Below are 21,834 nucleotides of genomic sequence, written 5' to 3'. Positions count from 1 at the left end.
GATGAAAAGAGTGTTTTGATAATTAACAATAAATAATAATTTAAAAATTATTTATCAGATTTATTTGATACACCTGAATAAACACCATAAACTGTTATTGTTTTACTTTGAGAAGTTCCATCAGTTCAAGCATGACCTGAAGCAGGTTTTAAAGTCACTTCTAAAGAATAAACTTTATTCTTTAGAATTGATGAATCACTATTTTGACTGTCTTGATTGTTAGAACTATCTACAGTTTTAATAATTTTAGCCGAATTATTCACATATGTAATTACTTCATAATTGTATGACTCATTACTAAAATGACTTAAGAATGAAATATCTTTTACTGAGAAAAAGTGTGTACCATTAAAGTTATCTTTATCTTTGTTTTGATTAAATCATTCATTTAGTTTATTGTTTAAATCATTTTCTGAAGAAATTCCTTTGCTATAAACTTGGTAAGCAAAAGATTCTTCTTTTTGGATGAAACCATCACCAAAATTTCTGAAAACAACACCTCCTTCAGGAAGTTTTACATCCTTGATTAGATTGTTATCTTCATTAGCATCTGGAGCTGGATTTATATTTTCTCCACCATTTCCATTATTATCTGGATTTTGATTGTTATTATTTTCTCCATTTTGACTGTTATTTCCATTTTGATCATTTGGTTGATTATTACCATTTGGATCAGTTGGAACTTCAGCACTTGAAGAGTTTAATTGAGATTGAGAGATAGGGATAGCTATTGCACTAGCTAAAGCAGTAGAACCTACTACAACACCCCCCCCTATTAATAATAATTTTTTAAGTAACATTTTTTTGTCCTCTACTTTTTTGTTTGCCTTATTCTAACATAAGAAATAAACAAAATCATTATCAGCATATTAATATATAAAAAAAATCATCCTTAATTTTGGTTAGGATGATTTTTAGATCTAAATATTTATATTATTTGTTTATATCAAAAACTGTAGTTGTAACAATTGGATTTTTCTTCTTGTTTTTTCAAACATAAAATTTAACAACATTTGCAACTGCTTGTTTGATTTTTTCTTTTGAAGCTTCTGCTTCTTTATTTAATAAGCTTTCAATTTCATCTTTTACACTAAATGATATTTTTGTAATTAAAGATGAAGAATCTTTTGCATAAAAACATCCTCTTGTAGAAAGCATAGGATTTTTAACAACTTTTTTATTTTTGTGATCAATTAAAACAATGATATTAAAGATACCTTCTTCAGATAAAAGTTTTCTTTTATTAATTAAATCAGTTGTAGATTTTGAAGCAACTTTCTTATCTATATAAATAGGACAAGCATCTATTCTTTGATTAGTTAATTTTAAGTTATGATCTTTTAATTCAACCTTTAAACCATTTGTAAGCACAAAAACATTTTCAGGGTTAATTCCTATTGAGTTTGCATTCCTTTTCATTGCACTCAACATTTTTGATTCACCATGGATAGGAATTAAATATTTAGGTTTAAGAATTTTAAACATCATTTGTAACTCTTGGATTGTTGCATGTCCTGAAGAGTGGATTCTAAAATTAGGGCTGTTAGTGTACATATTAACACCTTGTTTATACAATCTGTTAATTAATAACTCTACACTTTTAAAGTTACCTGGAATTGGATTACTAGACATAATAATAGAATCTGATGGTTTTAAACTTAGTCTTGGGTGTTTACCTAAAGCCATTTGATTTAATGCAGCCATTTCTTCACCTTGAGATCCAGTTAAAACTACTAAAATTTCTCTATCTTTACATTCATTTAATTCTTTAGTAGTTAAAAAGTCTGATTCACTAATTTTTAAATAACCTAATTTTTTAGAAGTTTTAATGTTTGCTTCCATACTACGACCCATGATACAAACTCTTCTTCCGGATTTAATTGCTCTTTCAATAATTTTTTCAATTCTTCCTAAGTTTGAAGCAAAAGTTGCTACAAAAACTCTTCCTTTAGAGTTTTTAATAAGTGTTTCAATGTTATTAATAATATTATCTTCTGAAGGACTAAAACCTGGTTGATCACTATTAGTAGATTCTGATAAGAAAATATCAATTCCACGATTACTCATTTCTACAAGTTTGTGGATATTTGTATCATCTGTATCTTTACCAAAGTCATATCTATAGTCACCAGCACTCACAATTCTTCCATTAGGTGTTTTTATACACATACCAAAAGAATCTGGAATTGAGTGACATACTCTAAAAAAATCTACTTCAAAATATTTAGTACTAACTTTAGAATCATCACCAAATGGAATAATTTCTGGATTGTATTTAATATCTCTAAATTCAGAAAGTCTTCTTTTAATAAGCTCTGTAGCTAATAATGGAGCATAGATTTTTTTAACTTCAGTAGTTTGTAATAAATATGGAATTCCACCTATATGGTCTTCATGACCATGAGTTAATAACAACGCATCAATTGGACGGTTGTTTTCAACAAAATAGGAAGTGTTTGCAACAATTCCATTAATTCCTAATAAATCACTGCTTGCAAATTTAATCCCATAGTCTACCATTATAGTTTCTTCATTATGTTCAATTGCATATGAGTTTTTTCCAACTTCATCCAATCCACCTACAGCAAAAACATAAGTATGATCTGGTTTATTTTTAAATTCATTACTAATTGGAATATTTTTAAATCTACTGTAGTCAACTCTATCTTCTTCAGGGATTTGTTTGATATCAATTAACTTCTTTTCATCCTTTGATTCATTTTCTAAATCATTTTCATTTAATGAATTATTTTGATTAGGTTTTTTATTAAAATTCTTTTTATTATTAAAAAATTTGTTTTTGTTATCATTGTTATTTTTCATAATTTTCCTTAACTATAAAATAATTTATTAATATTTTTGTTCATCAAAATATTTTATATCTTGCATAAAATTTAAAATTTATTTTTTCTATATAAAATTTAAAAATTAAAATAAAATATTAGGACTAAACAATAAAAAATATATTGTAACTAAGATATATAATAAAACCAAATTTATATTTTTATTTATTTTTTTTATAAAAATGTAAGTATTCACCCTTTTCAAAAAAAATGAGGATAAATAATATGACTACAACTAATATTAAAAAAAGGTTTTTATTTTTAACAGGACTATTAAAGCAAAACAACTTTAGTGCAGACCAAATCAAATTAGTTAAAAAAGCCTTTGAGTTTGCTAATTTAAAACACGGTTCACAAATTAGAAAAAGTGGTGAACCATATATGATTCACCCACTTGAAACAGCAATTTATCTAGCTGAATGAAAAATGGATGTTTCAACTATCATCACAGGTTTACTACATGATGTATTAGAAGATACAGATTGTACTAGAGAAGACATGGAAAAAAGATTTGGTAAAACAATTTTAGAAATGGTTGAAACAGTTACTAAAGTTTCTAAGGTTTCTCAAGAAACTAGATCTAAAGAAACTTATGATAAAGAAAACTCTGAATACATCATTAGAGTGATTATGAGTGTTTCAAGCAACTTGAGATCAGTAATTGTTAAGATTGCAGACAGAATGCATAACATGGAAACAATTAACCATTTAAAGAAAGAAAAACAAATTAGAATTGCTAGTGAAACATTTAATATTTATGCCAACATTGCTGGAAGATTAGGGTTATACCATCAAAAAACTAGATTATTAGATTTATCATTTCAAGTTTTAGAACCTGAAAAATATGAATCAATTAAAAACATGATTGATACATCTTTAAAAAATTGTAGAGAAAGCTTAAATAATGTTAGTCAGCAAATTAAAGATATCTTAACTTCAAAAGGAATAGATTTTACAGTGGTTGAGAGAATTAAAGGAATTTATTCAACATACAAAAAAATTGAGAAAGGGATAGATATTAAAAATATCCACGATCTATTTGCTTTAAGAATTATTACAAACCGTGAAGACATTGAGTGTTATAGAATTCTTGGTTTAATTCACATTAATTTTACTTTTTTACCTCAAACCTTTAAAGACTATATTTCATCACCTAAACTAAATCTTTACCAATCATTACATACAACTATTACTTTTAGAAAAGTATTATTGGAAATCCAAATTAGAAATAGTGCAATGGATAAAACTGCTAACTTTGGTGTTGCAGCTCACTGGTTATATAAACAAAATGAAGAAGATATTAAAGAAGTAACAAGTGAATTAATGTTTGATATTCTAAATAATTCAGATAAAGAAATTTCTAAAAAAATTAAAAATATTCAATTAACAAAAATATATGATGTTCTTCTTTTAAATAACAATAAATGATATGTGGTTAATGAAGGTTCAACAGTTTTAGATTTAGCATGTAGATATAAACCTGAGAAAATATTTTATTTAAAAACTGTTTTCAAAGAAGGTGTGCCAGTTGATTTAAACTACAACCCTATTAAAGATGATGTACTAAGTTTCGAATACAATGATGGTCATGAAGTTTTAGCACACCACTCTTGAGAAGAATATGTAACTTTTGAAGATGCTAAAAAAATATTTAGATCATTAGCAACAGATAATGATGAACCAAATAAATTAGTAAGAGAACTTAAAAATGCTTTAAAGGATAAATTGGAAAGTGCTAAAGAAATTAAAAGAAGATTGGCATTTTTAAATTTCAATACTTTAGAAAGTTATTTAGAGTTTTATAAGAATTTTTCAAATAAAGAGATTGTCTATGGTTTTTTATCAAAAACTAGAAAGTGAAAAAAATACTACTTAGAACTTTCTAAAGGAATAAGTAAGTATGAATTACTTTTATATAATATTAAAGATAAAAATATTTTTAACTGTAAAAAAGCTATATTTACAGAATGTTGCACTAAATTACCTGGAATGGATATTATTGGCGTTTTAAACAAAGGTGTTTTATTTATTCATAGATTTGATTGTGAAAGAGTTTCAGACAAATCTAAGAAATTTATCTTAGAGTGAGATCTTGATAAAGCCACTGAGTTAACTAGAAGTTACCCTGCAACTCTAATTATTAATATAAATTCTAAAATATTTAAAATTAATCCAATAATTCACTTTATTACAAGTAAAGGTTTTGAAATTGATTCTTTTGATAGTTCATTAAAAGAAGATAACAAAGTACTAACTTTCAAACTTCAAGTTAATAAAATTAATAATTTAAATTTATTAATAACTGAATTAACTTATAAGTTTGAACAAATTTCTTCAGTTAAATTTAAATAATATTTATTATTTGTAATAACAAATTACTATTTAGAAAATAAAAGTTTAATAAAATTATTTGATTAAAAAATAAAAACAATTGATATTATTTTAAAAGATTATCAAAAACATGAAAATGAAAAATTTTAATTATGATTTAAAAACCAAAATTAATTATTATCAATATTTGTGATTGATTCTAGTTTTTTGTTTTTTATCTTTTAGCTTAGTAATAGCAACTATAGCAGTTTCAATTGCTACAAATGATTTTATTGCTTATGCTGTTTTAAAAGGGTTAGCAAGTTTAGCTTTTTTAGTGATTGGTATTTATTCAATAACTAAATTAAAAACTGCTCAAAGATTGAAATGAAAACACTTTATAAATTTAGGATTTATATTTGTTAGTTTTGTTGCAAATATTTTGATGAATATAAATCTAATTGCTAGCATTTCAACATTTCTAGCAGCTCAGTGTATTTACATTTTGTATTGCAATTACAACTATAAATTTACTTCCAAAAAAGAGTTATGATTATTAACTACTTACATCCCTATTATAGTTCTTGTTAATGTTTTATTTGGAGTAGGTGTTTTTAATAGAAATGCAGCTTATTGAACTATATCTAATTTCTATGGGATAGCAATTGTAACTTCAATAGTATATGCAATCATTACATACCATAGAAATCAAAATATGATTTCATTGCTTACAATAATTACTTTATTATTGCTTTTTGTATCTAGTTTATTATTTATGTTTAAAACATTTATGATAACAAGTTATATAAATAATGAAGCAGATAAAACTTTAACCTTTTTTACTTTACTAACTTATTTCTTATCAATGAATATGAATTCATTAAATTTAAAAAACATTAATTTCAATTATTAAGATAATTAAATAAATATAGAACTACCTTTAATAAATATTGTTAAAGGTAGTTTTTATTTTCTTCAAAAATATTAATTATTGATTTTATTACTGTAGATATATTTGCTTTTTGCTTAAATTTATTCCAGGAAGTAACTAAAATATTTTTTAGCGAAAAATTTTCAAGTAAAACTTAGATAGACAATAAAGGAATTTATGTTTTTTGGAAGAAAGAAAGAATTAGATAGAATCAGTGAAAAAATAAACTCAAATAAATTTGAGAACATATTACTAACTGGAATAAAAAGAATTGGTAAAACTTCACTGCTAAAAAAAGTTAGTGATAATTTTGAAGGTTATAAGATTTTTTTCGCAGCTACAGAAAGTGGATATGATAATAATTTTAAAAATCTTTGAAATATGGTTTCTAAACTATTTGATGTTAAGTTTAATTTAAATGATCCAAATGATATTTTAGGCTTCATTTTTGAAAAATCTTTAGAACATAAAATTTTGTTTATTATAGATGAGTACCCTTATTTAAAATCTAATCTTAAAAAATTAGATAGCATATTACAAATTCTAATTGACCATAATCATGAAAAAAGTAAAATGAAATTAATTATAAGTGGTTCTTATATTAAAGCTATGAACAATATTATATCTTATAGCAACCCTTTGTATGGTAGATTTACAGATAGAATAGTCTTAAAAGATCTTAACTATTTAGAAGTATCAAATTTCTATCCAAATTACAGTTTGGAAGATAAGGTAAAAATGTATAGCATTTTCGGTGGCAATCCTTTTTACAATTCATTTATTGATAACAATATTTCTGTTAATGAAAACATTAAAAGAAATATTTTAAACAATCCTTTTTGCTTAGATAGTCCTATAAAAATTTATGGTGAAGAAATAAACAATATTGAAGGAGCAAATATGGTATTTAATTCTATTGCAACTGGTAAACACAGATATAAAGATTTAGTAAGTGGTGCAGTTTCTTTACAAAATCTCCCTTATGTTTTGGAACCTCTTTTGGAGATGGGGTTAATAAATAAGCAAACACCAATAAATATGAGAGATAACAAAAGAAAAACTCTTTATTACATAGAAGATAATTTTATAGACTTTTATTACAAATATATTTTCAATAATTTTAATAATTTCATCAATATGAATACAGACGATTTTTTTGAAGAAATGATAAGAAATGAATTAGAAACATATACAATCCCTAAAAAGTTTGAAAAACTTTCAAGAGAAGCAATATTACATATGAATTTAAATAAGCTTAATAACATTAATTATAAAGATATAGGTAAGTATTGGTATGATGATCCTAAAACAAAAACTAATATGGAATTCGATGTAGTTTGCAAAGATAAAGAAGATAGTTATGTATTTTTTGAGGTTAAATTTTCTAAAAATCCTATTGGAGATAATGTTGTCAATAAAAAAATCTATCAGTTGAATCAATTAAAAATAAATAATTATAAATTAGGATTTATTAGTAAATCAGGGTTTGATTTAAGTCATAAAAAAGATTATATATTGTTTGATTTAAAAGACTTATATTTAGAAAGATAAAATTTAGATTACTTCTTGTTTTAAAGAAATGCCATTAATAAATCTAATGGTAAATTTTTGGTTATTTGAATTTTAAATTTCTTTTTTTTATAATTAAAATAGTGTTGTTTTAAGGTTATACAATGATCAAAAAATTAAAAAACAAGAAACTTAATAAATCTCCTGTTCTTAAAGAAACTTTTTCTAATAGACAAGAATCTATAGTTTGAGAAAATAATACAAATCGTTCATTACAACAATGAGATGAAACTAAAGAATCTCAAAAAGAAAAAGAAATGAAAAACAATTTGGAAATTGAACTTAGAAAAAGAGAAGAACAAGTTAAAATAGAAAAGCAAAAAGTTTTTTTATCTGAAATTAAAAAAGAAAGTTTAAAAGAAGAAGAATCTTTTTCTAAAAGAGCTGAAATAGATGAAAAAATTAGAAATAAAAAAAGAAAAGAAATCAAAAAAAGAGACATAGAATACAGAAACAGAAACTATGGTTAAAAAGTTCTTATAGTTAAATCAATCCTAAATAAGCAAAATCTTATTTAGGATTTTTTAATCATAATAATTAGCATTTTATAAATATAATAATATTTATTTAAATTGGATTATGAAAATCATTTTAGCTACACAAAACAAAAGAAAATTAGATGAATTTATAGAACTTTCTAAAAATAGTAATTATCCTATAAACTTTGTGATTAAACCACTAAAAGAAGATATTGGTGAAATTGAAGAAAATGGTAATTCATATTTTGAAAATGCACTAATAAAAGCTAATGCAGTATTCAACTATTATAAGGAACCTGTACTTTCAGATGACTCAGGTTTAGAGTTGCCTGAATTTAAAGAAATATTAGGAATCTATTCGTCCAGATTTGCAGGGATAAACGCAACAGATAAAGAAAATAGATATAAGTTATTAGATTACTTAAAAAGTAAAAACATAACTGAAACTAGTGCTAAATATGTTTGTGTTTTGGTTTACATATTTAACCAAGGAGAAGCTTTATCATTTAAAGGTGAGTGAGAAGGGAAAATTATAGTTTCAGATAATTTGAATTTAGACACAGGTTTTGGATATGATCCAATGTTTGTTCCAAAAGAATATACAATAACTGTTTCAGAAATGAGTATTAGTGAAAAGAATCTTATCTCACATAGAGCTAAAGCAGTAAATCAATTTTTAAATTTTTTAAAAGATAAAAAATAAAAGCATTGATATTCCATCAATGCTTTTTAATAGTCTTAATTAATTAAATAATAATTTTATTTTAAAGTGCTCATATCAATAACATATCTAAATTTAGCTTTTCCTGTAGTCATTTTTTCAAAAGCTTCATTTATTTGATCTGCACTAATTACTTCGATTTCAGGATAAATGTTATGTTTAATAGAGAAGTCTAACATTTCTTGAGTAGCTTTAATACCACCAATGATTGATCCATAAACTTTACGATGTCCTTTGAAGATTAGATTACCTGGATATAAAGATCATCCTTCTTCTACAGGTGGTAGACCTAATAATGCTAATTCTCCACCTACTTTTAATAAATTAACATAATCCATTACTTCATATTTTGTAGGAATAGTAGAAATTATTAAATCAAATTTTTCATCAACACTTTCAACAGAAGGATATAGTTTTTTAACACCTAGTTTTTTAGCTTCTTCTTCTTTCTTATTGTTTCTAGCAATAACATATACATCTGCACCTAAGAATTTTGCATATTTAACTGCCATTACTCCAAGCCCACCAAAACCAGCAATAGCTACTTTATCACCTTTTTTAACTTTTGAAAAAACAATCGGTGAATAAGTTGTTATCCCAGCACAAAATAAAGGAGCAATATACTCTAATGGAACATTTTGAGGAACTTTAATTGCAAAGCTTTCTTTTACAACATAATAATTTGAATATCCACCATATGTCATTTCATTATTATTGAATTTATCTAGTCCACCATATGTTACAACCATATCATTACAATATTGTTCTTCACTCACTTTACAGCTATCACAATTACCACAGCTGTTAACCATACATCCAATTCCTGCATTATCTCCAACTTTGAATTTAGAAACTTTATTACCTGTTGCAACTACTTCTCCAACTATTTCATGACCCATCACTGTTGGATAATTAGCTTTTCCTCATTCACTTCTACCATGGTGAATGTCACTGTGACAAATACCACAATATTTTATTTTGATTAATATGTCATCATCATTTAAAGCTCTTCTTTCAAAAGTAAAATCTTCAATTTTTCCATCTTTAGAAAATAATGCTTTCCCTTTAGTTGTAATTCTTTTAGTAATATCTATCATACATATACCTTTCAAACAATTAAAATACATTATTAATTTTAATTCTTAAAGTGCAGTTTAACTTTCATATATTTTTTTTAAATTTTAAAATATTTTTTTATTGCCTCATAAATATTATGTTTATGAAAAGATAATACATTACTGGTCTTGAGATATATAACTATAATTTTTTATAGTATAAATTTTTATAGTAATTTACTATATTTTTTTATACTATGAATTTTTATAGTATTGGCAAACAGTATTCAATATAAAGAGGGATTTAAAAAAATATAACATTTTAAAAAAATGTTTGGAATTAGTTTAAGGAAATCACCTGTTTTAAGCTATTGTGCTAAAAAAAGTATATTTTTAGGAAAAAAGTATTGGAAAACCAATAACTTTTTCCCATTTTTTATATAATTTATTAATTTTTAGGAAAAAAGTATTGGAAAACCAACAACTTTTTCCCAAAAATTGTTTTTAAATACTAAAATATTACTAAATATTGTTGTATTAGGTTAGAAAATGGAAATAAAAAGAGATAGTTATTTAAAACAATTAGTTTCTTCAATTGATAACAATTTGATAAAAGTGATTACTGGCATTAGAAGATGTGGGAAAAGTTATCTATTAAATAACATCTTTAAAAATTATTTAATTTCTAAAGGTATAAATGAAGATCAAATTATAATAATCCAATTGGATAAAAAGGTAAATGAACATCTAAGATCACCTGATAAATTAATGGATTTTTTATTAGAGGTTCTACCTAAAGATAAAAAGACATTTTTATTTATTGATGAAATACAGCTTTGCCTATCTGTTAATAAATATTTAAAGGTTAAAGATACTGACCAAAAAGTTAAAATAGAATCTAATTTCTATAGCATTTTAAATCAAATTTTATATGACTATCCAAATGTTAATGTTTATGTAACAGGAAGTAATTCTAAAATGTTGAGTAAAGATGTTTTAACTGAATTTAGAGGAAGAAGTTGAGAAATAAAAGTCTTTCCTTTGTCATTTAGTGAGTTTTACAACTCTTATAAAGAATTAAAAGATGATGATAAAAACAAAGCTTGAAATGAGTATCTGTTATATGGTGGAATGCCTAATATTTTAAATATAGAGAGTGAAATTGATAAAACAAAATACCTTAAGGATTTGTTTAAATTAACTTATTTAAAAGACATAGTAGAAAAAAATAAATTAGAAAATGATATTGTTATTGAAAATCTTTTAAAGATTTTATCTAGTACTATGGGTTCTTTAACTAATACATTAAATTTAACAAACACATTTAAATCAGAATTTGATAAAACTATTTCTTGGAAAATATTAGACAAATACATTAATTGTTTTACAGATAGCTTCTTAATTAACAAATCTATTAGATATGATATTTCAGGTAAAAAATATGCAAAGAATCTATATAAATACTATTTTATAGATACAGGATTAAGAAATGCTTGTTTAGATTTTAGACAATTAGATAGAGGGTTTCTCATGGAAACAATTATCTACAATGAATTAACTAGAAGAGGGTATAGCGTTGATATAGGTTATTTACCTATATGAGAAAAAAATAAAGACAATAAAAATATCAAAAAAAATCTTGAAGTAGATTTTGTAGCTAATTTGGCAAGCAAAAGATATTACATTCAATCAACATACAATATGAATAATTACGAGAAAGAAGTTTCTGAGTCTAAAGGTCTTTTAAAAATTAAAGACACATTTACTAAAATAATAATTGAGTATGAATCAATAACTAACTACTATGATGAAAATGGTGTTCTTCACATTGGGTTATTAGATTTTTTATTGGAACCAAATATCTTAGAAAAAACCATCTAAGTTTATAAATAAATTTACTAATATGTTTGTTATTAAAAAACAATATTAAATAAATCTTGGTTTATTTAATATTGTTTGTAATTAAATTAATAATATTTGTTACAGTTTTAGGTCAACTAATTTGATTTTCAGTATACTTATTTTTTTCTTCTAAAATATTATCTGAAACAATTTTTATAAAAGCAGTATCTATTTTTGTTTTACTAGCAATTTGGTTAATTGCAGTTGCTTCCATATCAATTGCTGACACTATATTAAAAACTTCTTTATTAAGTTTATCAATGTTCATTAATGTGATAAAAGAATCTGATGTTCCACCATAACATTCTTTATAATTAATTTCATTAACTTCAAAAATAGATTTAATATCACTATTTAATTTATTATTATTTTCAAAGTATTCTTTTTCTTTTGGAACTTGACCATATTTATAACCAAATTCTGTAGCATCTACATCTAAGTAATAGTTTCTAGATAATAGTAAAACATCATCAGTTTTGATATCTTTCTTATTAACACCACAAACCCCAATATTAATAAGTTTTGTTAATGAAAAAGTTTTAATTATCTCTAAACAACATGCAGCTGCATTCGCTTTACCAACACCACTAAAAACTAGAACAAAATCTATGTTATTTTTAGAAAATAAATAGTATTTAAAAAAGTCTGTTTGATATACTTTAATATTTTTATCAATATCTTTAATAGAAGTAATTTCTTCTTCTAATGCAATTATAAAACCTATCATTATCTATCCATTTATTTAACTATATTGTTTTGGTAAAAACCTTCATAAAAATCAATAATGTCTTTAAAACATTTATCAATATCTTTAAAAGCTGTTTTTGTTCAGTCTTTTCTTATTTTCTTTGCTTCATCGTCTCTTGGTGCAATTTTATCTGCTATAAAAATTATTTTAGTAAGAGTTGAAAAATCTTGAGGAACAGTATGATTTTTAATAGCTGTTATTATTTGATAATCATCTATTAAAAAATATTTTTCCATATAGTAAGTTGCTACTGGTCCATGTAAAACTTTTCAAGAAGGATATTTTTTTATTTTTAGTTTTTTAGCAATTTTGATTTGTTTGTCTTTATCAAATTCTTTTGCATAATCATGATAATAACCTGCAACATATGCTTTTTTCACAAGTGGATATAACTTATGCTTTAAAGCAATTTCTTTAGCAATGTTGGCAGTTTCAATGCAGTGGTTTAAACGATATTCAGACATCACAAGTTTTAATCTATCATATGCATAAACACAATTCTCATTAATATAGTTAATAACCTTATCATTTAAATATTTTCTATTTGGATTAATCTTTAATTCTCTTGAAGCAGCATCAATATTTTTATTTCCAATTTTAATAAATGGAAAATCTACTTTTTCTAATTCTTCTTTATTAACTTTTCTTACATGACTAATAATATTTACATAATCTAAAATCTCTTGATAATTATGTCATGTTTTAAAATTTATTAATTGATCATAACCAATTAATAAATAAATCAAACAATTAGAGTATTGCTCTTTAAAGTATCTAATTGTGTTGATGGTAAAAGATGGTTGATCATTATTTAATTCAAATTCACATATTTCAAATTCAGGCATATTTTGAATTGAAAGATTTATCATATCTAATCTTTCTTGCTTAGATGCTGAAATATCTTTTGAATCTGGATGTTGGTTACATGGCACAAAAAAAAGTCTATCTGCTTTTACTTTTTTTATAGCTTTTTTAGCAATCTCAATATGTCCTTTATGAATTGGATCAAAAGTTCCACCGAATATAATTATCTTTTTCATATATTATCTTTACTATGTTATTTATCTATATTATTTTATATAAACTTTGCTTATTATTAATAATCATTTTAAAAATATGATAAACATAAATTAATAATTAAAATTATCAATTAACTTTAAAATTATATTGTTATTAATGATTATGGAGTACAACATGTTTAGTAATGTAAAATATGCTTATTTTGATTTGGATGGAACTTTAATTCCAAACAATAAAACAATATCTGAAGAAACTATAAAAGCATTCCAACACCTTCAATCAAAAGGGGTAAAAGTTGGGATAGCAACAGGAAGAAGCCCTTATTTTGTAGTTCCATATCAAGATAGAATAAAAACTAATTTACCTTTTATTTGTATAAACGGATCTTTTGTAGTTGATGAAAAAAAGAATGTTTTATTAGAAAGACCATTTCCTAAAAGTGCAAATATCTTATTTGATTATTTAGTATCTCATCAGATAGATTTTCTAGTATATGCACAAGAAGGTGTTTATTTTAGTGATATTAAACACATGTATTATGAAAAGTTATCTAATATGGCTAAAACTATTGGATTTGAAATTGACTTCGATTTTAAAGAGGTTAAAGACTTAGAATTTTTTAAAAATAAAAAGTTTTTAAAAATATTAGTTTCATTTAAAGATGAAAATGATAAGAAGAAAATTGAAGAACTTGTTAATAAAGTAGATGGAATAACTTGTGCTTCTTCTCAAGCGAATGTAATGGACATTTTTAATAGTGAAGCAGATAAAGCATATGGAATAGAATTTGTTGTTAAATCATTTAATGGAAACAATGATGAAGTAATAGTGTTTGGAGATAATGAGAATGATATAAAAATGTTCCAAACATTTAAAAATTCTGTAGCATTAAAAAATGCAAAACCTGAAGTTTCAAAACATGCAAAATTTGTAACTGATTTAACTTGTAGTGAAAATGGAGTTGCTGATTTTATTTTTAAAAACTTTAAATAATAAAAAATATGAAAATTAAAATAATCTGTTTTGGAAAAATTAAAGATAAAAATATAACAGCATTAATAAATGAATATCTTTCTAAAATAAATCATTTTACAAATCTAACTATAGTTGAATTATCTGAAGAAAAAATCAATAATGAAAATAGTATTGGAGAGATTGAAGAAGCATTAAAGAAAGAATCTAAAAAACTTATTCCATACTTAGAAAACTCCTTTAATGTTCTTTTAGATATAAAAGGAGTTCAAATGGATTCTATTAAATTCGCTAATTCAATTAACCAAAATTTAATAATTTCAAAAGATATTAATTTTTATATAGGGAGTTCACACGGAATAAGTGAATCCATTAAGAATAAATTTAATCTTAAATTATCTTTTTCTGAACTTACTTTTAACCATCAAATTTTCAGATTAATATTGTTAGAACAAATTTATAGGGCATTTAGTATTTTAAATAATACAAAGTATCATAAGTAAAAACAAAAACTCAAATGACATAGATAATATCATTTGATTTTTTTAATTTTATACTAACCAATTAAATCTACTTGATCTAAACCATCTTCATTTTTAAATACATTAAATTTAAATTTTGTTTGAAGAAACTTTGAGTCATAATCAAAAACACTTGGAACAATCATTGCAATTATAAAAACTACAAGGACAACAATCAACATAATTCTACCAATAATATCTTCTTGTGTTAGTTGAGCTCTAATGCTTGGAACTGCCATCATAATAACATCAATAAATGGTGAAGCAAATTGAATAGCTGTTCCAAACCCAACAATTAAAATTGAAGTTATAGCAACAGGAACAAAATATTTATATTTAACAACTTTTATCCTATTTGTTTTTCTATTCATTAAACATGAAAATATAGCAGCAACAATAAAAGCAAATACTAAGATAGAAGTTCAGTTTCCCATTAAATCAGCAAAGTTCAATAGCTTTGCCATACTGTTATATCCTGCTGCATCATATCCATCTACATACCCACCAGGTGTATATGCTAATCCACCAATTAAAGCAAATATAACAAACATTATTAAAGCAATAATAGCTGTATAAATTGAACCAACAATTGGTCTATGTGGATTTAATTTATTTGAATATTTATAAAATAGAACTAATTCACCAGATTTAATTAAGTCTTCTGCAAATCTAGTTGCTCACATTGATAACCCATTAATAATTCCACAGATTCCAATTGAAACCATTAAATTAACTATTCCAAAAACTCAAGAAGCATTTTTCGTTTGTAAGAACTTACTAAAATCATTTAAGCTTCCACTTTTAGGGTTTGAAAATGTCATAGCAATTGCTATTAATAAATAAATTATTGTAGTGATTGATAAACCTATAATTAATGCAAATGAAGCTTTCTTTGGGGTTTCCATTTCAGTCATAACTCCATTAGAAAAATAGAAACCATCATATGCAAAAAAGATTGCACCAAATGAGATAAACATTCCAACTACAGGAGAAATCCCTGCAAAAGATGTAGGATCTTTTTGTGAACTATCAGGTGTTACAACAATATCATTACCAATGTTATTAGCAATTGCAATATAGAAGCCTAAAACAATAATAATAACTATTGGGAAGAATTTTATTGATGTAATAATTCAATTTTGAATGTTACCTGTTTTAGCATTTAATCCACTTGAAAAAATAAATCATGCAGATATTAATATTGCTATAAAAGATCATATTAAAAAATCTACACTAGTACCAAAATTATTAGAAGCTCCAAAAGCAGTTAAAGCATCCTGAAATGAATTTAATACATATAGTGGCATAAAGAAAAAAGATAAAGGTGTGTAAATAAAAAACATGAAGTTTTTACAAGCCTTGTAAACAAATTTCTTATTAAAATTTTTAACTCATCCAATCATCCCAAGATTATTAGATTTAACTGAAGTAATTTCTATTAGTGCTAATGACATTGCAATAACTGCAATTGCAGAAACTACTCATGTAGTAATTGATAATGGTAATGAGTATCAAGTATTTGATAATATAGAACTTGATTTCAAGAATATTCCAGAACCAATACAACTACCAATAACTATTAATATTGCTGAAATAAAGCTTATCTTTTTTTTGCCAACATTAACAGATTGCTTTACTTCATTAAAATCAATTGAATAGGAGTTCTCACTTCTATTACTATTCATAATTATTCCTTTTTATTACAAAAAATATTATATTTAAAAAATATTTTTTTTAAATATAAATTTACACTGCAATAACTTTGCTTTTATAACCAAATGTTAATAAATTTAATTGTTATTTTAAATATAAAAGTTTTTAAATTTTCAGTGATTGATATTTAAAGGATTTCATTTATTTTTGAATTCAATAAATTGATTATCTTTTTTATAACCAGTGCTAGGTAAAAAATAAATACAAACAAAAAAGAATAATAGAATGATTCAAAATAAAACAAACATAATTACAGGGCCTGTATTTATTGAATATGAGTAGTTTGGGTTAGATAAAGCATTATTAATTTTGTTTGAAAATTGTTCCTCTACAACATATGTGGCTATAGAACTTAAAGATGCATCTAATAATGTATATAAAAGATATCCAATACCCCAAGCTAAACCTGCTGTTGTTCCAACATAATTTGCATCAGCTTGTTTTTGTTGTTGAGGGATATAAAAAATTATTGGCTGTGCACCTCATAAAAATGCACCTGCTATAAAAGTGAATATATAAAAGAAAAATAAAGCAAAATAATTGCTATATCCAAAGAAATAAACCACTAAATAAGCAATCAATAAAAATAACATTCCAGTTCCTAATAATGTGGCAATATATGTTTTTCTATTAAAACTAGTTTTATTGAATTTAGTTAAAGTAAAAGCACTTGCAACATAAGAAAACATTAATACACATATAAATAAAGGCCATACAAAAGCATAATAACCAGATGCAATTGAAGTTTGATTAACACTTATTAAATATGCAACATTAGCAGGAGATTGTTCTATGAAATTTCTGAATCCACTTCCAGTTGAGAAAACTAAAGAAAATAAATAAATTCCAAATATACAATACAAAGAATAATTCTCTTTGATTTTTAAAACACTTTTTATTGTATGTTTTTTATTATCTGTAAACTCAGTTTGAGATTTATTATCTTTGGCTACAACTTCTATTCCAAATAGTAAATATATGATGGAAATTAATGATATCAAAATAATTGGAATAGATAAGACAATAGTCCAAACATAATTATTAGTTACTGCACTTCTAACTTCTGGGATAATAAAAAATACATTTGCTAAAATTGCTCCGATATTTAAACCAAAAGTATTACTAGCAATATATTTACTTTTTTTATTTTGATTCATTTTTGCAATCACAGAATTTGTATAAACTATTAAAGTTGTTCCACCAATTGCTAAAAATACTCTAAATATTACAAACAAACTAAATCCTAATACTGCAGTTTCGTAAACTCCATCATGAGTAATTGAAGCACCACCTGCTATTGATAAAGAGTTTCATGATTGGTTTTGAGCAATGATAATAAAAGGAAATGAAACAACCATTAAAGTTAAACAAAATACTACAGCATATTTGTGACCTAACTTAGCAATAAAATAACCTGCTAATATTGATCCGATTGATCTACCAAAAGTTATCATCCAATTCGGAACAGAAGATACCAATATTGATTGTCTATTATTTTCAAAAAAAGCTTGCCCTCATCCTGAACCAAAGTTAATAATTGAATATCACTGTAATACAAAAAGTAAATAACCTAAAAACATCAATGACCACATTAGAGTAAGTGTTTTTTGGTTAATACTTTTAGTATCTTTATTTTTAAAACCAAAAGATAAGTTTTTCATGTTATCTTTTATTCCTTTTAAAAATTATTAATTGATATTTTAAAACTTTTAATCTAAAAGAGATTAGTAATTTATTGATAATTATTAAAAATACAAATAACCTTTATTTCATTTTGCTACTTGATAATTAATAAACTAATTTATAAATGATTGTTTTCTTGAGTATAGTAATCAAATTTTTATTAAACTTGTTTATTTTTCTTGTCTTTTCTAAAATGCATTAATTCTCAAGTTGCATTATTTACATGTTTCTCAACAACAACATTATTTTCTATTTTTTCAAATATTACTTCTCCATTAAAGCGATCATACGTTGGGTCTAATCCAAAAATATTAACAAGAGTTCTTTTAAATTTTTGAGGTTTCTTTCCTTCATCTTCTAATAGGGAAAAACTTGAAATAATTTCTTTCACAACATATGTGATTTTATAATGTCCTTCAACTCCATTGTAGTCATATACAAGTTTATTATCATATCATTTACCTGTTGTATTGCTTAACTGTTTTTCTTCAGTATAAAAATTAATATTATTAGCATCATCACAAATTAATTTATCTTCATTTGCAATCATAAAAATAGGGAATTTTGTATATCCATATTTTTTAACTGTTGTTAAAAAACAACTAATAACAGTATAAGGACCAACTTTTGCTCTCCCTCAATATCAATGATGTAATAATTTCAACATTGAGGTATTACCTCAATTATGATCATGGTATCCTGTTCCTAAAAATTCTTCTATTGAGTTGTCAATTCTTATAGTTGCTTTTGTTTTTCCTTCTGGAACTGAAGGTAACCAAGCAAAATATTCTTTTTCTCCAAATTGTTGAAATCCAGTTTCAGGTCTTCATGATTTCACATTTGCACTTAGTTCTATATTTGCTTCTATTTTTGGTGACCTAACATATATATAATATTTATTTAAATCCCCAATAAAAAAATTGTCTTTCATTTTAACTTCACATTTATTTTTATTAAAATAACAATCTTTTTTATCAACATATATTAAATCACTAACTTTAGATCCATCTCTTCTAGTAAATTCTATTTTAATGTTAGGATTAAATCCTCCTTTTGTGTTTGTTGGATTGGTTGTAAAAAAAGTTATTACTAGAGTTGATCCATCATCCATTTTTGCATCATAGTATCATCACTCATATTCACCCCTTTTACCTGTAGTTCTTAAACCATCTTCTCACAATTGAATTGTTTTAGTTAAATTTAACTTTTTATATCCTTGTTCACTTTTAACAATGAAAGCTTTTTTCATAAAGTTCTCCAAATTCTAACTTTGACATTTGTCTAAATTTTAAATATAATTTTAGGAAAACTTTTACATATGTCAATATTTAAAAGCTAACTTATACATTTATATGTTTTGTGTAAAAGTTTTAGGAGTAAATATGTACGAAGGTAATAATGTTAGTGCTAAAGCTTCAATGAATTTTTTAGCAGATGCATTAATGAATCTATTAATAAAAGAGAAATATATAAACATAACAATTAGTGACTTATGTGAATATGCAAAATTATCAAGACAAACTTTTTATAATGTTTTTGAAAGTAAGAGTGAAATTTTACATTATTGTTTAAAAAGAGAATATGAAAAACAATTTAAAGAATTAAGTTTAAATAATGAAATTTCAATAAAAGATATCATTAATTTATTTATTAGTTTTTGAAATGATAATAAGCAATTGTTGGATAACTTGATTAATAATCAATTAGAAGAAATTATTGTTGAAGAAATAAGAAATTGTATTTGTCTATATACAAATCATTTTGTTAAAAAAAGCAATTCTAAACTTCAGCCATATAGCACAGCAATGTTAGCAGGCGCTCTTAGCCAATTACAATTTGTTATATTTAAAAATAAAAATGAATTAAGTCAACAAGAAATAGAAGCATTGCTTATTGATTTTTTCAATGGAAATTTATATACATTGTAATTATGATAAATATTCAATTTAGTTAATTATTTAAAATAAAACCAATTTTTATAATATTTTTCAGTTGACTTAAACCAAGGTTTAAGTTGTAAAATTTTTAAAAATAAGGAGTATTTTTATGGAATATATAAAATTAGGTAACTCAGATTTAAAAGTTTCAAGAATTTGTTTAGGATGTATGGGTTTTGGAGATAACAAATCTGGCGTTCATAAATGAATTTTAGATTATCAACAAACTAAAGAAATTATTAAGTTAGCTTTAGATAAAGGAATAAATTTCTTTGATACTGCACCAGTATATGCTGAAGGTACAAGTGAAGAATTTCTAGGAAGAGCTATTCAAGAATTAACTAAAAGAGAAAATGTTGTAATTGCTACAAAATTCTTCCCAAGAAGTAGAGAAGCATATGAAAAAGGAATAACTGGTCAACAATGAGTTCAACAAAATTTAGAACAAAGTTTAAAAAGATTAAACACAGATTATGTTGATCTATATATCCTTCATTTATGAGACTACAACACACCAATTGAAGATATATTAGAAGGTTTAAACAATGCTGTTAAATCTAAAAAGGTTAGAGCAATAGGAATTTCAAATTGTTATGCATGACAATTACAAAAAGCAAACGATATAGCAAAAGCAAATGGATGATCTCAATTTGTGAGTATTCAAGGCCACTATAATTTAATTTTCAGAGAAGAAGAAAGAGAAATGATTCCTTTCTGTGAAGAAAATAATGTAGCTTTAACACCGTATAGTGTATTAGCTTCAGGTAGACTTGTAAAAGAATCAAATGAAACAAGTGCAAGATTAGAATCAGATTATATTGCTAAACTAAAATATGATTCTTCAAAAGAAGTTGATGAAATAATTATCAACAGGGTTAAAGAATTAGCTAAAAAGAAAGGTTTATCTAATACCCAAATTGCTCTTGGTTGGTTATTGAACAAAGGAGTTCACAGCCCTATTATTGGAGCAACAAAAATTAAACATATAGAAGAAGCAGTAAGTGCTGTTGGTATTAAATTAAGTGAAGAAGAAATAGCATATTTGAGTGATCCATATGTTCCACATAAATTAGTTGGTGTTATGGGTAATAACAAAAAGGGTCAATTTTTTGACATGACTCTTAAAAATAATAAAAAGTAATTTAAATAAATCAAATAGTTGCAAAAACCTTTTTAGAAAACATCTAAAAAGGTTTTTTTATTTACATACAAATTAATAATATTGTTATTATTATCATTTTCTAGATATCTTTTAAATGACAATAATAAATTCAAACTTGCCTTACCTTCTTATTCTTAGTCTTTAATATTAGTAACCCTTATTATTTAATTAACCAATTCAAATATTTATCTGTGATTATTTTCATAATAAAATACCTAAATACAATATATTCCTAAAACTTTAAAAGTTTTGAAGTTTTAGGAATATA

The 21,834-nt window shown here is 24.2% G+C and carries 18 protein-coding genes; 10 read left to right on the top strand and 8 right to left on the bottom strand.

Annotation, left to right across the window (positions count from 1 at the left end; all coding sequences use genetic code 4):
• Positions 1 to 47 precede the first annotated feature (47 nt).
• Together MYPE_RS02760 and MYPE_RS02755 are read right to left on the bottom strand one after the other, a co-directional pair.
• Positions 48 to 800, bottom strand: coding sequence for a hypothetical protein (locus tag MYPE_RS02760; protein WP_011077354.1), 753 nt, complete (start codon positions 798 to 800; stop codon positions 48 to 50).
• A gap of 133 nt (positions 801 to 933) precedes the next feature.
• Positions 934 to 2,823 (bottom strand): ribonuclease J, encoded by a 1,890-nt coding sequence (locus tag MYPE_RS02755; protein WP_011077353.1) that lies wholly within the window; start codon positions 2,821 to 2,823, stop codon positions 934 to 936.
• Positions 2,824 to 3,068: 245 nt separating this feature from the next.
• Between MYPE_RS02755 and MYPE_RS02750 the strand changes: the two genes are divergently transcribed.
• The 5 genes from MYPE_RS02750 (at position 3,069) to rdgB (ending at position 8,835) form a co-directional block, all read left to right on the top strand.
• Positions 3,069 to 5,195 carry a RelA/SpoT family protein gene (locus tag MYPE_RS02750; protein WP_152023093.1) on the top strand — a complete coding sequence of 709 codons (2,127 nt, stop codon included), beginning with the start codon at positions 3,069 to 3,071 and terminating at the stop codon, positions 5,193 to 5,195.
• Positions 5,196 to 5,304: 109 nt separating this feature from the next.
• Positions 5,305 to 6,066, top strand: coding sequence for a hypothetical protein (locus MYPE_RS02745; RefSeq protein ID WP_011077351.1), 762 nt, complete (start codon positions 5,305 to 5,307; stop codon positions 6,064 to 6,066).
• A gap of 195 nt (positions 6,067 to 6,261) precedes the next feature.
• Positions 6,262 to 7,635 carry an ATP-binding protein gene (locus tag MYPE_RS02740; protein WP_011077350.1) on the top strand — a complete coding sequence of 458 codons (1,374 nt, stop codon included), beginning with the start codon at positions 6,262 to 6,264 and terminating at the stop codon, positions 7,633 to 7,635.
• A gap of 122 nt (positions 7,636 to 7,757) precedes the next feature.
• On the top strand, positions 7,758 to 8,123 hold the full coding sequence (locus MYPE_RS05685; RefSeq protein ID WP_011077349.1) for a hypothetical protein: 366 nt from the start codon (positions 7,758 to 7,760) through the stop codon (positions 8,121 to 8,123).
• A 109-nt stretch (positions 8,124 to 8,232) separates the two neighbouring features.
• Positions 8,233 to 8,835, top strand: coding sequence for an RdgB/HAM1 family non-canonical purine NTP pyrophosphatase (rdgB, locus tag MYPE_RS02730; protein ID WP_011077348.1), 603 nt, complete (start codon positions 8,233 to 8,235; stop codon positions 8,833 to 8,835).
• Positions 8,836 to 8,891: 56 nt separating this feature from the next.
• On the opposite strand, the gene MYPE_RS02725 is transcribed toward rdgB, so the two are convergent.
• Positions 8,892 to 9,950, bottom strand: a complete 1,059-nt coding sequence (locus MYPE_RS02725) for an NAD(P)-dependent alcohol dehydrogenase (RefSeq protein ID WP_044891261.1) — start codon at positions 9,948 to 9,950, stop codon at positions 8,892 to 8,894.
• A gap of 507 nt (positions 9,951 to 10,457) precedes the next feature.
• On the opposite strand from MYPE_RS02725, the gene MYPE_RS02720 reads away from it, so the two are divergent.
• Positions 10,458 to 11,789: an ATP-binding protein gene (locus MYPE_RS02720; protein ID WP_011077346.1), complete on the top strand. Its 1,332-nt coding sequence runs from the start codon at positions 10,458 to 10,460 to the stop codon at positions 11,787 to 11,789.
• 61 nt (positions 11,790 to 11,850) lie between these two features.
• On the opposite strand, the gene mtnN is transcribed toward MYPE_RS02720, so the two are convergent.
• Both mtnN and MYPE_RS02710 read right to left on the bottom strand, forming a co-directional pair.
• The gene (gene mtnN, locus MYPE_RS02715; protein ID WP_011077345.1) at positions 11,851 to 12,537 is read right to left on the bottom strand and encodes a 5'-methylthioadenosine/S-adenosylhomocysteine nucleosidase; all 687 of its coding nucleotides are present in this window, start codon (positions 12,535 to 12,537) and stop codon (positions 11,851 to 11,853) included.
• 11 nt (positions 12,538 to 12,548) lie between these two features.
• Positions 12,549 to 13,598 carry a nicotinate-nucleotide adenylyltransferase gene (locus MYPE_RS02710; protein ID WP_011077344.1) on the bottom strand — a complete coding sequence of 350 codons (1,050 nt, stop codon included), beginning with the start codon at positions 13,596 to 13,598 and terminating at the stop codon, positions 12,549 to 12,551.
• 154 nt (positions 13,599 to 13,752) lie between these two features.
• Between MYPE_RS02710 and MYPE_RS02705 the strand changes: the two genes are divergently transcribed.
• Positions 13,753 to 14,571, top strand: coding sequence for a Cof-type HAD-IIB family hydrolase (locus MYPE_RS02705; RefSeq protein ID WP_011077343.1), 819 nt, complete (start codon positions 13,753 to 13,755; stop codon positions 14,569 to 14,571).
• Between the two features lie 8 nt (positions 14,572 to 14,579).
• Complete coding sequence (locus MYPE_RS02700; protein WP_011077342.1) at positions 14,580 to 15,053, top strand: 23S rRNA (pseudouridine(1915)-N(3))-methyltransferase RlmH; 474 nt, start codon at positions 14,580 to 14,582, stop codon at positions 15,051 to 15,053.
• Between the two features lie 53 nt (positions 15,054 to 15,106).
• Here MYPE_RS02700 and MYPE_RS02695 read toward each other — a convergent pair whose 3' ends face one another.
• From MYPE_RS02695 to MYPE_RS02685, 3 genes are all read right to left on the bottom strand, one after another.
• Positions 15,107 to 16,756: an APC family permease gene (locus MYPE_RS02695; protein WP_011077341.1), complete on the bottom strand. Its 1,650-nt coding sequence runs from the start codon at positions 16,754 to 16,756 to the stop codon at positions 15,107 to 15,109.
• 117 nt (positions 16,757 to 16,873) lie between these two features.
• Positions 16,874 to 18,445 carry an MFS transporter gene (locus tag MYPE_RS02690; protein WP_011077340.1) on the bottom strand — a complete coding sequence of 524 codons (1,572 nt, stop codon included), beginning with the start codon at positions 18,443 to 18,445 and terminating at the stop codon, positions 16,874 to 16,876.
• Positions 18,446 to 18,627: 182 nt separating this feature from the next.
• Complete coding sequence (locus tag MYPE_RS02685) at positions 18,628 to 19,716, bottom strand: hypothetical protein (protein WP_044891260.1); 1,089 nt, start codon at positions 19,714 to 19,716, stop codon at positions 18,628 to 18,630.
• A gap of 133 nt (positions 19,717 to 19,849) precedes the next feature.
• Here MYPE_RS02685 and MYPE_RS05410 point away from each other — a divergent pair, with 133 nt between their 5' ends.
• Both MYPE_RS05410 and MYPE_RS02675 read left to right on the top strand, forming a co-directional pair.
• Positions 19,850 to 20,395 (top strand): TetR/AcrR family transcriptional regulator, encoded by a 546-nt coding sequence (locus tag MYPE_RS05410; protein WP_052270423.1) that lies wholly within the window; start codon positions 19,850 to 19,852, stop codon positions 20,393 to 20,395.
• Positions 20,396 to 20,513: 118 nt separating this feature from the next.
• Complete coding sequence (locus MYPE_RS02675) at positions 20,514 to 21,545, top strand: aldo/keto reductase (RefSeq protein WP_011077337.1); 1,032 nt, start codon at positions 20,514 to 20,516, stop codon at positions 21,543 to 21,545.
• Positions 21,546 to 21,834: the final 289 nt, after the last annotated feature.

Source organism: Malacoplasma penetrans HF-2 (assembly GCF_000011225.1).
Taxonomy (GTDB): Bacteria; Bacillota_I; Bacilli_A; order Mycoplasmatales; family Mycoplasmoidaceae; genus Malacoplasma; species Malacoplasma penetrans.
This window is presented reverse-complemented; position numbering and strand designations above follow the sequence as displayed.